The organism is Leclercia sp. 119287 (assembly GCF_009734485.1).
In the GTDB taxonomy this organism is placed as follows: domain Bacteria; phylum Pseudomonadota; class Gammaproteobacteria; order Enterobacterales; family Enterobacteriaceae; genus Enterobacter; species Enterobacter adecarboxylatus_C.
Genome location: NZ_CP046445.1, coordinates 204,716 through 218,081, shown reverse-complemented (window position 1 = coordinate 218,081; position 13,366 = coordinate 204,716). Strand labels below are relative to the sequence as shown.

Genomic DNA, 13,366 nt, shown 5'->3' with positions numbered 1-13,366 from the left:
ATATTGTTATGTGGTGAAATCAGGCCAGCAGGCGGTAGCCAGGCAGCGTCAGGAAGTCGATGAGCTCATCTGAGGTGGTGATCTGTTCCATCAGGCGTGCGGCGGCGTCGAAGCGGCCGCTGCTGAAGCGGTGCTCGCCCAGCTCGTCCTGAATGTTCAGCATCTCTTCCGACAGCATCTCGCGGAACAGGGCTTTGGTGACCGGTTTGCCGTTGCTGAGGGTCTTCTGATGGTGGATCCACTGCCAGATAGAGGTACGGGAGATCTCAGCGGTGGCGGCATCCTCCATCAGACCGTAAATCGGCACACAGCCGTTGCCGGAGATCCACGCTTCGATGTACTGCACCGCCACGCGGATATTGGCACGCATTCCCTCTTCGGTGCGCTCGCCCTCGCACGGCTCGAGCAGCTGTGCGGCGGTGACTGGCGTATCTTCTTCGCGGGTTACGTGCAGCTGATTTTTGCTATCGCCCAGAATGCGGTTGAACACCTCCATGGCGGTATCGGCCAGTCCGGGATGCGCCACCCAGGTGCCGTCATGGCCGTTGCTGGCTTCCAGCTCCTTGTCGGCCTTCACTTTGTTCAGCACCTGATTGTTACGCTCGCTGTCTTTGCTCGGAATAAAGGCCGCCATGCCGCCCATCGCGAAGGCGCCGCGTTTGTGGCAGGTTTTGATCAGCAGACGCGAGTAGGCATTCAGGAATGATTTGTCCATGGTCACCACCTGGCGATCCGGCAGAACACGATCGGGGTGGTTTTTCAGGGTCTTGATATAGCTGAAAATGTAATCCCAGCGGCCGCAATTCAGGCCAACAATGTGGTCACGCAGGGCATGCAGGATCTCATCCATCTGGAACACTGCCGGCAGGGTTTCAATCAGCAGCGTGGCTTTGATGGTGCCGCGCGGCAGGTCGAAACGATCTTCGGCATAGCTGAAGACCTCACTCCACCAGGCCGCTTCCTGCCAGGACTGGGTTTTCGGCAAGTAGAAATAGGGGCCGCTGCCTTTTGCCAGCAGATTTTTATGGTTATGGAAGAAGTAGAGGGCAAAGTCGAACAGGCTGCCCGGGATCGCTTCCCCGTTCCAGGTAACATGCTTTTCCGGTAAATGCAGGCCGCGCACGCGGCAGACCAGGACCGCCGGGTTAGGTTTAAGCTGATAAATTTTGCCGGCTTCATTGGTGTGACTGATGGTGCCGTTCACCGCGTCGCGCAGGTTGATCTGGCCTTCGATCACTTTGTTCCAGTCAGGCGCCAGCGAATCTTCAAAATCCGCCATAAAGACTTTCACATTGGCATTCAGCGCATTGATCACCATTTTACGCTCTACCGGCCCGGTGATCTCGACGCGTCGGTCCTGCAGATCCTGCGGAATGCCGCGTATCGTCCAGTCACCTTCACGAATGGAAGCAGTTTCCGAAATAAAGTCAGGCAGCTTTCCGTTATCAATGTCTTGCTGCTGCTGGATACGTGCGGCCAGTAACTTATTGCGTTTTGGCGTGAAGCGGGTCACCAGCTCGGTAAGAAACTCAACGGCATCTGGCGTCATAATCTGCTGCTCCTGCTCGCCATGCGGTTGGTTAAAGGCCAGTTCATCGATAATGGTTGCCTGTTGATTCATTCCACTGCTCCTCGTCGTTGATCCAAATTCATTTCCCCACGCGAACGAAAGATCGTTGTGTAGTTTTCGTTCAGCAAAATTAAGACTATCCATATTTATCGCAAAATCAAAAACTATTTCCATTTTTAATTTAAAATGAACTTAAGCGATTGATATTTATTAGATTAAAAATCATTCATCAAGCGGAGGGGATTTCGGAAATAAAAAAGGCACCCGAAGGTGCCTTAACTGGAGAGCTGAAACGCTACAGGATCAAGATCCTCAGAGGATTACTCCAGTGTCGGATTCATGTGGCGCAGATCGTATGGCGTGATCTGGTAGACGTAATAGTTGAGCCAGTTAGTAAACAGCAGGTTGCCATGACTGCGCCAGGTTGCCCGCGGTTTGTTCTGCGGATCGTTTTGCGGGAAATAGTTATAGGGCACGTCCGGGTTCAAACCCGCTTCCACATCGCGGAAATATTCGCTCGCCAGAGTATCGGGATCGTACTCGGGATGACCGGTAACAAAAGCAATACGCTTATCTTTGCTGGCGAACAGATAGGCATCCCCCTCCTCGCTTTCTGCCAGAATCTCCAGATCGGTGTAGTCACGGATCAGTGCTGCCGGGAAATCGGCATAGCGTGAATGGGGAGCCAGGAAGGTGTCATCAAAGCCCCGCGTCAGCAGTGCATGGGGGTGCAGAATATGGTGTTCGTAGACGCCAGAAAGTTTTTCGCTGCGGGTCTGCTTAGGGATACCGTAAAGAATATTGAGTGCCGCCTGCACCGCCCAACAGACAAACAACGTGGAGGTGACGTGATCTTTGGCCCACTCCAGCACCTGCTTAATCTGCGGCCAGTAGGCCACGTCGTTGAACTCAACCAGGCCCAGCGGCGCACCGGTGACAATCAGTCCATCGAAATTGTCGTCGCAGATATCATCAAAGTTACAGTAGAAGTTATTAAGATGCTCCGAAGGCGTGTTGCGGGACTCACGCGCATCAATACGCAACAGCTGAATATCGACCTGGAGGGGGGAGTTTGAGAGCAAGCGGAGGAATTGATTCTCCGTCTCAATCTTCTTCGGCATCAGGTTGAGGATAAGCACCTTCAGAGGACGAATTTCCTGACCTGTAGCGCGCGATGCCTTCATGACAAAGACATTTTCTTCACGCAAGAAATTGACGGCTGGTAGCTCGTCCTGCACCCGAATCGGCATAACCTTAGATCCTCAAAGCATACGTATAAACGTTTAGACATCCAGATAGCTGACAATAACCAGGAATAAGGCAAATGTCGAGTCTGCATGTGAAAGGTGAGAAAGTTTCAAGGAAGGGGGTTGGGTGCGGCAGGATTGCCCGGTGGCGCTACGCTTACCGGGCCTACTAAACCACTGGAAGGCGCAGCCGCCCGGCGGGTTTTTCCGCCGCAACGCAAAAAGCCCATCCGGGAGGATGGGCTTTCGCGTGATTTGATGCCTGGCAGTTCCCTACTCTCGCATGGGGAGGCCCCACACTACCATCGGCGCTACGGCGTTTCACTTCTGAGTTCGGCATGGGGTCAGGTGGGACCACCGCGCTACAGCCGCCAGGCAAATTCTGTTGTTCACCCCGCCCGCAGGCGCAGTGACTAATCTGTATCAGCTGAAAATCTCTCAAATCCGCCGAAACAGCTTCGGCGTTGTAAGGTTAAGCCTCACGGTTCATTAGTATCGGTTAGCTCAACGCATCGCTGCGCTTACACACCCGACCTATCAACGTCGTCGTCTTCAACGTTCCTTCAGGAGCCTTAAAGGCTCAGGGAGAACTCATCTCGGGGCAAGTTTCGTGCTTAGATGCTTTCAGCACTTATCTCTTCCGCATTTAGCTACCGGGCAGTGCCATTGGCATGACAACCCGAACACCAGTGATGCGTCCACTCCGGTCCTCTCGTACTAGGAGCAGCCCCCCTCAATTCTCCAGCGCCCACGGCAGATAGGGACCGAACTGTCTCACGACGTTCTAAACCCAGCTCGCGTACCACTTTAAACGGCGAACAGCCGTACCCTTGGGACCTACTTCAGCCCCAGGATGTGATGAGCCGACATCGAGGTGCCAAACACCGCCGTCGATATGAACTCTTGGGCGGTATCAGCCTGTTATCCCCGGAGTACCTTTTATCCGTTGAGCGATGGCCCTTCCATACAGAACCACCGGATCACTATGACCTGCTTTCGCACCTGCTCGAGCCGTCACTCTCGCAGTCAAGCTAGCTTATGCCATTGCACTAACCTCCTGATGTCCGACCAGGATTAGCTAACCTTCGTGCTCCTCCGTTACTCTTTAGGAGGAGACCGCCCCAGTCAAACTACCCACCAGACACTGTCCGCAACCCGGATCACGGGTCTACGTTAGAACACCAGCCATTAAAGGGTGGTATTTCAAGGATGGCTCCACGCAGACTGGCGTCCACGCTTCAAAGCCTCCCACCTATCCTACACATCAAGGACCAGTGTTCAGTGTCAAGCTATAGTAAAGGTTCACGGGGTCTTTCCGTCTTGCCGCGGGTACACTGCATCTTCACAGCGATTTCAATTTCACTGAGTCTCGGGTGGAGACAGCCTGGCCATCATTACGCCATTCGTGCAGGTCGGAACTTACCCGACAAGGAATTTCGCTACCTTAGGACCGTTATAGTTACGGCCGCCGTTTACCGGGGCTTCGATCAAGAGCTTCGCGTTGCCGCTAACCCCATCAATTAACCTTCCGGCACCGGGCAGGCGTCACACCGTATACGTCCACTTTCGTGTTTGCACAGTGCTGTGTTTTTAATAAACAGTTGCAGCCAGCTGGTATCTTCGACTGATTTCAGCTCCACCCGCAGGGGCTTCACCTACACATCAGCGTGCCTTCTCCCGAAGTTACGGCACCATTTTGCCTAGTTCCTTCACCCGAGTTCTCTCAAGCGCCTTGGTATTCTCTACCTGACCACCTGTGTCGGTTTGGGGTACGATTTGATGTTACCTGATGCTTAGAGGCTTTTCCTGGAAGCAGGGCATTTGTTGCTTCAGCACCGTAGTGCCTCGTCATCACACCTCAGCGTTAACAAGGTTCCGGATTTACCTGGAACCTCCGCCTACATGCTTAAACCGGGACAACCGTCGCCCGGCCAACATAGCCTTCTCCGTCCCCCCTTCGCAGTAACACCGAGTACAGGAATATTAACCTGTTTCCCATCGACTACGCCTTTCGGCCTCGCCTTAGGGGTCGACTCACCCTGCCCCGATTAACGTTGGACAGGAACCCTTGGTCTTCCGGCGAGCGGGTTTTTCACCCGCTTTATCGTTACTTATGTCAGCATTCGCACTTCTGATACCTCCAACATGCCTCACAGCACACCTTCAACGGCTTACAGAACGCTCCCCTACCCAACAACACATAGTGTCGCTGCCGCAGCTTCGGTGCATGGTTTAGCCCCGTTACATCTTCCGCGCAGGCCGACTCGACCAGTGAGCTATTACGCTTTCTTTAAATGATGGCTGCTTCTAAGCCAACATCCTGGCTGTCTGTGCCTTCCCACATCGTTTCCCACTTAACCATGACTTTGGGACCTTAGCTGGCGGTCTGGGTTGTTTCCCTCTTCACGACGGACGTTAGCACCCGCCGTGTGTCTCCCGTGATAACATTCTCCGGTATTCGCAGTTTGCATCGGGTTGGTAAGCCGGGATGGCCCCCTAGCCGAAACAGTGCTCTACCCCCGGAGATGAATTCACGAGGCGCTACCTAAATAGCTTTCGGGGAGAACCAGCTATCTCCCGGTTTGATTGGCCTTTCACCCCCAGCCACAGGTCATCCGCTAATTTTTCAACATTAGTCGGTTCGGTCCTCCAGTTAGTGTTACCCAACCTTCAACCTGCCCATGGCTAGATCACCGGGTTTCGGGTCTATACCCTGCAACTTAACGCCCAGTTAAGACTCGGTTTCCCTTCGGCTCCCCTATACGGTTAACCTTGCTACAGAATATAAGTCGCTGACCCATTATACAAAAGGTACGCAGTCACACCCCAAGGGTGCTCCCACTGCTTGTACGTACACGGTTTCAGGTTCTTTTTCACTCCCCTCGCCGGGGTTCTTTTCGCCTTTCCCTCACGGTACTGGTTCACTATCGGTCAGTCAGGAGTATTTAGCCTTGGAGGATGGTCCCCCCATATTCAGACAGGATACCACGTGTCCCGCCCTACTCTTCGAACTCACAGTGCATGTATTTTTGTGTACGGGAGTATCACCCTGTACCCTGCGACTTTCCAGACGCTTCCACTAATACATACGCTGATTCAGGTTCTGGGCTGCTCCCCGTTCGCTCGCCGCTACTGGGGGAATCTCGGTTGATTTCTTTTCCTCAGGGTACTTAGATGTTTCAGTTCCCCTAGTTCGCTTCGTTAAGCTATGTATTCACTTAACGATAGTGTGTCGAAACACACTGGGTTTCCCCATTCGGAAATCGTCGGTTATAACGGTTCATATCACCTTACCGACGCTTATCGCAGATTAGCACGTCCTTCATCGCCTCTGACTGCCTAGGCATCCACCGTGTACGCTTGGTCGCTTAACCTCACAACCCGAAGATGTTTCACTTCTGATTGCGAAAATTTGAGAGACTCTGACACACCGCTTATCTGCTCTTATTACGGAGAACAGACAGGGCATGTCGTTTCAATTTTCAGCTTGATCCAGATTTTTAAAGAGCAAATATCTCAAACGTAACTCAGAGAGTTAGTTTTGAGATATAAAGGCAGGTGACTTTCACTCACAAACCAGCAAGTGGCGTCCCCTAGGGGATTCGAACCCCTGTTACCGCCGTGAAAGGGCGGTGTCCTGGGCCTCTAGACGAAGGGGACACTGAAGTCTGCTTCGGCAAGACGCCTTGCTTTTTACTTTTCATCAGACAATCTGTGTGAGCACTACAAAGGCAGGTTCTTTAAGGTAAGGAGGTGATCCAACCGCAGGTTCCCCTACGGTTACCTTGTTACGACTTCACCCCAGTCATGAATCACAAAGTGGTAAGCGCCCTCCCGAAGGTTAAGCTACCTACTTCTTTTGCAACCCACTCCCATGGTGTGACGGGCGGTGTGTACAAGGCCCGGGAACGTATTCACCGTAGCATTCTGATCTACGATTACTAGCGATTCCGACTTCATGGAGTCGAGTTGCAGACTCCAATCCGGACTACGACGCACTTTATGAGGTCCGCTTGCTCTCGCGAGGTCGCTTCTCTTTGTATGCGCCATTGTAGCACGTGTGTAGCCCTACTCGTAAGGGCCATGATGACTTGACGTCATCCCCACCTTCCTCCAGTTTATCACTGGCAGTCTCCTTTGAGTTCCCGGCCTAACCGCTGGCAACAAAGGATAAGGGTTGCGCTCGTTGCGGGACTTAACCCAACATTTCACAACACGAGCTGACGACAGCCATGCAGCACCTGTCTCAGAGTTCCCGAAGGCACCAAAGCATCTCTGCTAAGTTCTCTGGATGTCAAGAGTAGGTAAGGTTCTTCGCGTTGCATCGAATTAAACCACATGCTCCACCGCTTGTGCGGGCCCCCGTCAATTCATTTGAGTTTTAACCTTGCGGCCGTACTCCCCAGGCGGTCGACTTAACGCGTTAGCTCCGGAAGCCACTCCTCAAGGGAACAACCTCCAAGTCGACATCGTTTACGGCGTGGACTACCAGGGTATCTAATCCTGTTTGCTCCCCACGCTTTCGCACCTGAGCGTCAGTCTTTGTCCAGGGGGCCGCCTTCGCCACCGGTATTCCTCCAGATCTCTACGCATTTCACCGCTACACCTGGAATTCTACCCCCCTCTACAAGACTCTAGCCTGCCAGTTTCGAATGCAGTTCCCAGGTTGAGCCCGGGGATTTCACATCCGACTTGACAGACCGCCTGCGTGCGCTTTACGCCCAGTAATTCCGATTAACGCTTGCACCCTCCGTATTACCGCGGCTGCTGGCACGGAGTTAGCCGGTGCTTCTTCTGCGAGTAACGTCAATTGCTGCGGTTATTAACCGCAACACCTTCCTCCTCGCTGAAAGTACTTTACAACCCGAAGGCCTTCTTCATACACGCGGCATGGCTGCATCAGGCTTGCGCCCATTGTGCAATATTCCCCACTGCTGCCTCCCGTAGGAGTCTGGACCGTGTCTCAGTTCCAGTGTGGCTGGTCATCCTCTCAGACCAGCTAGGGATCGTCGCCTAGGTGAGCCGTTACCCCACCTACTAGCTAATCCCATCTGGGCACATCTGATGGCAAGAGGCCCGAAGGTCCCCCTCTTTGGTCTTGCGACATTATGCGGTATTAGCTACCGTTTCCAGTAGTTATCCCCCTCCATCAGGCAGTTTCCCAGACATTACTCACCCGTCCGCCGCTCGTCACCCAGGGAGCAAGCTCCCCCGTGCTACCGCTCGACTTGCATGTGTTAGGCCTGCCGCCAGCGTTCAATCTGAGCCATGATCAAACTCTTCAATTTAAGTTTGATGCTCGTGAATTAAACTTCGTAATGAATTACGTATGTTCACTCAGAGACTTTGGTATTCATTTATTGTCCGAAGACATTAAGAATCCATGTCACTTTGAGTGCCCACACAGATTGTCTGATAAATTGTTAAAGAGCAGTGCAACGCGGCTTTCGCTCACCGTTGCGAGGTGGCGTATATTACGCTTTCCTCTTTCAGAGTCAAGCGTTTATTTTCGCTTTTCTCTTCAACCGACCCGGCTGTTTGTGTGAAGTGATTTACATCCGCCGTGTCGATGGAGGCGCATTATAGGGAGTTCTCCGCAGCCCGCAACCCTTAAATGACAGAAAAATGACTGACTGCTGCATTCCCCAGCAAAACCCCGCCTTATACCTGATTACTCACAGACTTATCCACAATGCGACGAAAAAGTGAAAATGTGCGAGCGTTGCGCAAACGTTTTCGTTAAAATGCTCGCGCTAAATAAAGCGGCCCCGCCAGGTGTGTTAGTTGAGTTTTTATGTGGAAAATTCACCTAACGCTCTCTGTAATCGTCAAATCCAGGGGATTTACCATGCAACAACGTCGTCCAGTCCGCCGCGCTCTGCTCAGTGTTTCTGATAAAGCCGGTATCGTCGAATTCGCTCAGGCACTTTCTGCACGTGGTGTGGAGCTGCTGTCCACTGGCGGTACCGCCCGCCTGTTAGCAGATAAAGGCCTGCCGGTAACCGAAGTGTCCGATTACACCGGTTTCCCGGAAATGATGGATGGACGCGTCAAAACCCTGCATCCAAAAGTCCACGGCGGCATTCTGGGTCGTCGCGGTCAGGACGACGGCATTATGGATCAACACGGGATTGCGCCAATCGATATGGTTGTTGTTAACCTCTACCCGTTCGCTCAGACCGTTGCCCGTGAAGGCTGCTCTCTGGAAGATGCGGTAGAGAATATCGATATCGGCGGCCCGACCATGGTGCGCTCCGCCGCCAAGAACCATAAAGATGTTGCCATCGTAGTTAAGAGCAGCGACTACGAGGCCATTATTAAAGAGATGGATGCCAACGAAGGCTCCCTGAATCTCGAGACCCGTTTCGACCTCGCCATTAAAGCGTTCGAACATACCGCCGCCTACGACAGCATGATCGCCAACTACTTCGGTAGCCTGGTGCCAGCCTATCATGGCGAAAGCAAAGATCCTTCCGGCCGCTTCTCACGCACCTTAAACCTGAACTTCATTAAGAAGCAGGATATGCGCTACGGTGAGAACAGCCACCAGCAGGCTGCCTTCTATATAGAAGAAGAGGTTAAAGAAGCCTCCGTTGCCACTGCACAGCAGGTTCAGGGCAAAGCGCTCTCCTATAACAACATCGCGGACACCGACGCGGCGCTGGAGTGCGTGAAAGAGTTCAGCGAGCCGGCCTGCGTGATCGTCAAACACGCGAACCCATGCGGCGTGGCGGTCAGCACCTCGATTCTGGATGCCTACGATCGCGCGTACAAAACCGACCCGACCTCTGCGTTCGGCGGCATTATCGCCTTCAACCGTGAACTGGATGCTGAAACCGCTCAGGCAATTATCTCCCGTCAGTTTGTGGAAGTGATTATCGCCCCTTCCGCCACCGAGGAAGCCCTGAAGATCACCGCGGCGAAACAGAACGTTCGCGTACTGACCTGCGGCCAGTGGGCAGAACGCGTTCCGGGCCTGGACTTCAAGCGTGTGAACGGCGGTCTGTTAGTTCAGGATCGCGATCTGGGTATGGTGACAGAAGCCGACCTGCGCGTGGTCAGCAAGCGTCAGCCGACCGAACAGGAACTGCGTGATGCGCTGTTCTGCTGGAAAGTAGCGAAGTTCGTGAAATCCAACGCCATCGTCTATGCGAAAGAGAACATGACCATCGGGATAGGCGCAGGCCAGATGAGCCGCGTCTACTCCGCGAAAATTGCCGGTATCAAGGCAGGCGATGAAGGTCTGGAAGTGAAAGGCTCCGCCATGGCCTCTGACGCCTTCTTCCCGTTCCGCGACGGTATCGACGCGGCTGCGGCTGTGGGCATCACCTGCGTGATCCATCCTGGCGGTTCTATCCGCGATGACGAAGTCATTGCCGCTGCCGACGAACACGGTATCGCGATGATCTTCACCGACATGCGTCATTTCCGCCATTAATTTCCGGAGCAGAGAATGAAAGTATTAGTGATTGGTAACGGCGGGCGCGAGCACGCCCTGGCGTGGAAAGCGGCGCAGTCACCGCAGGTGAACACCGTCTTCGTGGCACCGGGTAACGCCGGTACGGCGCTGGAGCCCGCCTTGCAGAACGTCGCCATCGGCGTGACCGATATTCCGGCGCTGCTGAGCTTTGCCCAGAATGAAAAGATCGACCTGACCATCGTCGGCCCGGAAGCGCCGCTGGTAATTGGCGTAGTAGACGCTTTCCGAGCGGCGGGTCTGACCATCTTCGGCCCAACCGAAGGCGCCGCCCAGCTGGAAGGCTCTAAAGCCTTCACCAAAGATTTCCTCGCGCGTCATAACATCCCGACCGCGGAGTATCAGAATTTCACCGAAGTGGAGCCCGCTCTGGCGTATCTGCGTGAGAAAGGCGCGCCGATTGTGATCAAGGCCGACGGTCTGGCCGCCGGTAAAGGCGTGATCGTGGCGATGACCCTCGAAGAGGCAGAGGCCGCGGTTCAGGATATGCTGGCGGGTAATGCCTTTGGCGACGCGGGCCACCGCATCGTGATCGAGGAGTTCCTCGACGGTGAGGAGGCGAGCTTTATCGTGATGGTCGACGGCGAGCACGTCCTGCCGATGGCCACCAGCCAGGATCACAAGCGCGTGGGCGACGCCGATACCGGCCCGAATACCGGTGGCATGGGTGCCTACTCCCCTGCCCCGGTAGTGACGGATGAAGTGCACCAGCGCACCATGGACCGCATCATCTGGCCTACCGTGAAAGGCATGGCGGCGGAAGGCAATACCTACACCGGTTTCCTCTATGCCGGCCTGATGATCGACAAGCAGGGCAACCCGAAGGTGATCGAGTTCAACTGCCGCTTTGGCGATCCGGAAACTCAGCCGATCATGCTGCGCATGAAATCCGATCTGGTGGATCTGTGCCTGGCGGCCTGCGAAGGCAAGCTGGACACGAAAACCTCCGAGTGGGACGAGCGTGCGTCGCTGGGCGTGGTGATTGCGGCGGGTGGTTATCCGGGCAACTACAGCACCGGGGATGAGATCCACGGTCTGCCGCTGGAGCAGGTTGAAGGCGCGAAGGTGTTCCATGCCGGCACTACGCTGTCTGATGACGATCGCGTGCTGACCAACGGCGGCCGCGTCCTGTGCGCCACCGCGCTGGGACATACGGTCGCGGAAGCGCAGCAGCGCGCCTATGCCCTGATGGCGGATATTCGCTGGAACGGCAGCTTCAGCCGTAACGATATTGGTTATCGTGCGATTGCGCGTGAGCGAGGGGAGTAACTTTTCCCCCATCCTGACCCTCTCCCTCAAGGGAGAGGGAACTTAAAAACTCTTCTCGGTCGGCTGCCAGGTACAGAAATCTTCGTTAGCCACCAGCAGCAGCTGTGACCCTTCTGGCGCTTCCAGCCACGCCACGCTTACTTCCATAGAGGAGTGGCTCTGACGGCGTCCAATATGTTCCGTCGCCCAGCTATCAAGATCCGGCTTCAGGGTCTGGCCTTCGCAGGTGGTCACGGTGCCATCGGCATGCCAGCGCCCCTGATGCAGCACTACCCGTCCCTGTCGCAGCGCGTCACTGGTCTGACGAACCTGGTCGGCACGGTAGCGATAGAGGTCAATTTGATCGGTGGAGAGTTGCTGCTTAAGACCGCCGATTTCGCGCTGCATAAAGCTCAGCTCACCGTGGTCGTCAAAACGCACCCGCACATGCTCGGGCACCTTGCTGTAGATATTCACGTCAATATAAGCAAGCGTATCACCCTGCCAGCGGTACTCACTGGTGGTGGTACTGCCGCTGTGCCAGGGACTAAAGGCGGAGAGCAGATGGACTTCATCGTCCGTGTCTTTACGCCAGATACGTACCGCACCCCGATCGTCAGCGTAACCGCTGGCGGTAAAAGGCGGCAGAGAGGCGTCATGGCTGCAGGCGGACAGCAAAAGTATGCCTGCGAGCGCTATTGCCTGGCGCCAGACAGACAAAAGGGGCGAAACCGCCCCCTCGATAAAACTGTTCACTGCTACGCGGCTTACTTAACTGCGTCTTTCAGTGCTTTGCCAGAAACAAATGCTGGCACGTTAGCTGCAGCGATTTTGATTTCGTTACCGGTCTGCGGGTTGCGGCCAGTACGCTCAGCGCGGTGGTTCACTTTGAAGGTACCGAAACCTACCAGTTGTACAGCATCGCCTTCTTTCAGAGACTCAGTAATAGCAGCCAGGGTGGATTCCAGAGCAGCTTTAGCCTGTACTTTAGACAGATCAGCCTTGTCCGCAATTACATCAATCAGTTGAGTCTTGTTCATAAGTTATCCTTTCAATGTGTTTATCGCTTGCTAAGCATCGAGTGCGACGAAAATGCCAAAAAAGCACTCTCCTGCATACACGCACCGATAGCCACTTATTTTCGCCCCCCAAATGTAGACCAGACGGGGGGCAGAAGGGAAGAGTACAGGCATGACAAAACAGGCGTAAAATCACGTTTTATTGTTTCACTGGTGAAGATTTATACCAATGTTACTCTCGCCTGCCTCACGCAAGTCTGCACGCAGACCTTTAATCAGCTCGATATCGCGTTCTTCGCACTCTGCCAGCAAACGGAATATTTCCCACTGGATGTCCCATTCCTGCTCAACGGCCGGGTTTAAACGGAGCTCTTCATCGGTCATTTCACGACCTTCCTGGGTCATCTCCAGCATCGCCACGGAAGTAATTGAGGCCTTACTGACTTCGATGGCATGTTCCAGAGTTTCGCCACTCAGGCGCGAGTGAATCAGTTCACTTAATGCCACACAGGCATCGATCGCCGGATAGACGCCATAGACATCATAGTCATCGGCAGCCGGGATCGCCTCTTCCAGCTTATCGAGCTGAGAATCGAAGTTCACCTTCGCATCTTTGACCGTCAGCGTCTCCCATACCAAATCGAGAATACGGCGATACAGCTGGCCGTCACCAAATTCAGTCTGCTTACAGAACATGGCGTAGTTCGGGTACATGCGTTCGCACAGGCAGGCCATAAAGGTGACATGCTGCCAGCTTTCCAGCTTCTCGAGGCGCAGGTGAATCGGGTTTTGTAACATGATGAAG

At 54.2% G+C, this 13,366-nt stretch carries 7 protein-coding genes, 1 tRNA gene and 3 rRNA genes; 2 read left to right on the top strand and 9 right to left on the bottom strand.

Going from position 1 to position 13,366, the window contains the following annotated elements:
* Positions 1 to 19 precede the first annotated feature (19 nt).
* The 6 genes from aceB to GNG27_RS01010 all read right to left on the bottom strand — a co-directional run bounded on the left by aceB (position 20) and on the right by GNG27_RS01010 (position 8,105).
* Complete coding sequence (gene aceB / locus GNG27_RS01035) at positions 20 to 1,621, bottom strand: malate synthase A (protein ID WP_156262673.1); 1,602 nt, start codon at positions 1,619 to 1,621, stop codon at positions 20 to 22.
* A gap of 269 nt (positions 1,622 to 1,890) precedes the next feature.
* Positions 1,891 to 2,820 carry a homoserine O-succinyltransferase gene (gene metA, locus GNG27_RS01030; protein ID WP_156262672.1) on the bottom strand — a complete coding sequence of 310 codons (930 nt, stop codon included), beginning with the start codon at positions 2,818 to 2,820 and terminating at the stop codon, positions 1,891 to 1,893.
* 257 nt (positions 2,821 to 3,077) lie between these two features.
* Positions 3,078 to 3,193, bottom strand: a 5S ribosomal RNA gene (rrf, locus tag GNG27_RS01025).
* A 92-nt stretch (positions 3,194 to 3,285) separates the two neighbouring features.
* A 23S ribosomal RNA gene (locus tag GNG27_RS01020) occupies positions 3,286 to 6,191 on the bottom strand.
* Between the two features lie 210 nt (positions 6,192 to 6,401).
* Positions 6,402 to 6,477 (bottom strand) — tRNA-Glu (locus GNG27_RS01015).
* A gap of 86 nt (positions 6,478 to 6,563) precedes the next feature.
* A 16S ribosomal RNA gene (locus tag GNG27_RS01010) occupies positions 6,564 to 8,105 on the bottom strand.
* Together the 16S, 23S and 5S rRNA genes with 1 tRNA gene alongside form the textbook arrangement of a ribosomal RNA operon.
* 560 nt (positions 8,106 to 8,665) lie before the next feature.
* On the opposite strand from GNG27_RS01010, the gene purH reads away from it, so the two are divergent.
* Both purH and purD read left to right on the top strand, forming a co-directional pair.
* Positions 8,666 to 10,255 (top strand): bifunctional phosphoribosylaminoimidazolecarboxamide formyltransferase/IMP cyclohydrolase, encoded by a 1,590-nt coding sequence (purH, locus tag GNG27_RS01005; protein WP_156262671.1) that lies wholly within the window; start codon positions 8,666 to 8,668, stop codon positions 10,253 to 10,255.
* 15 nt (positions 10,256 to 10,270) lie between these two features.
* Positions 10,271 to 11,563: a phosphoribosylamine--glycine ligase gene (gene purD / locus GNG27_RS01000; RefSeq protein WP_142487819.1), complete on the top strand. Its 1,293-nt coding sequence runs from the start codon at positions 10,271 to 10,273 to the stop codon at positions 11,561 to 11,563.
* Between the two features lie 42 nt (positions 11,564 to 11,605).
* Here the strand turns inward: purD and GNG27_RS00995 are convergent, their stop codons facing one another.
* The 3 genes from GNG27_RS00995 to GNG27_RS00985 all read right to left on the bottom strand — a co-directional run bounded on the left by GNG27_RS00995 (position 11,606) and on the right by GNG27_RS00985 (position 13,359).
* Positions 11,606 to 12,298, bottom strand: a complete 693-nt coding sequence (locus GNG27_RS00995; RefSeq protein WP_156262670.1) for a DUF1481 domain-containing protein — start codon at positions 12,296 to 12,298, stop codon at positions 11,606 to 11,608.
* An 11-nt stretch (positions 12,299 to 12,309) separates the two neighbouring features.
* Positions 12,310 to 12,582, bottom strand: a complete 273-nt coding sequence (hupA, locus tag GNG27_RS00990; protein WP_032615913.1) for a nucleoid-associated protein HU-alpha — start codon at positions 12,580 to 12,582, stop codon at positions 12,310 to 12,312.
* 186 nt (positions 12,583 to 12,768) lie between these two features.
* Positions 12,769 to 13,359 (bottom strand): YjaG family protein, encoded by a 591-nt coding sequence (locus tag GNG27_RS00985; RefSeq protein ID WP_106996058.1) that lies wholly within the window; start codon positions 13,357 to 13,359, stop codon positions 12,769 to 12,771.
* Between the last annotated feature and the right edge of the window lie 7 nt (positions 13,360 to 13,366).

Coding starts and splice junctions, on each gene's coding strand:
- aceB (WP_156262673.1), bottom strand. CDS start 1,621: ATGAATCAACAGGCAACCATTATCGATGAACTGGCCTTTAACCAACCG.
- metA (WP_156262672.1), bottom strand. CDS start 2,820: ATGCCGATTCGGGTGCAGGACGAGCTACCAGCCGTCAATTTCTTGCGT.
- purH (WP_156262671.1), top strand. CDS start 8,666: ATGCAACAACGTCGTCCAGTCCGCCGCGCTCTGCTCAGTGTTTCTGAT.
- purD (WP_142487819.1), top strand. CDS start 10,271: ATGAAAGTATTAGTGATTGGTAACGGCGGGCGCGAGCACGCCCTGGCG.
- hupA (WP_032615913.1), bottom strand. CDS start 12,582: ATGAACAAGACTCAACTGATTGATGTAATTGCGGACAAGGCTGATCTG.
- GNG27_RS00985 (WP_106996058.1), bottom strand. CDS start 13,359: ATGTTACAAAACCCGATTCACCTGCGCCTCGAGAAGCTGGAAAGCTGG.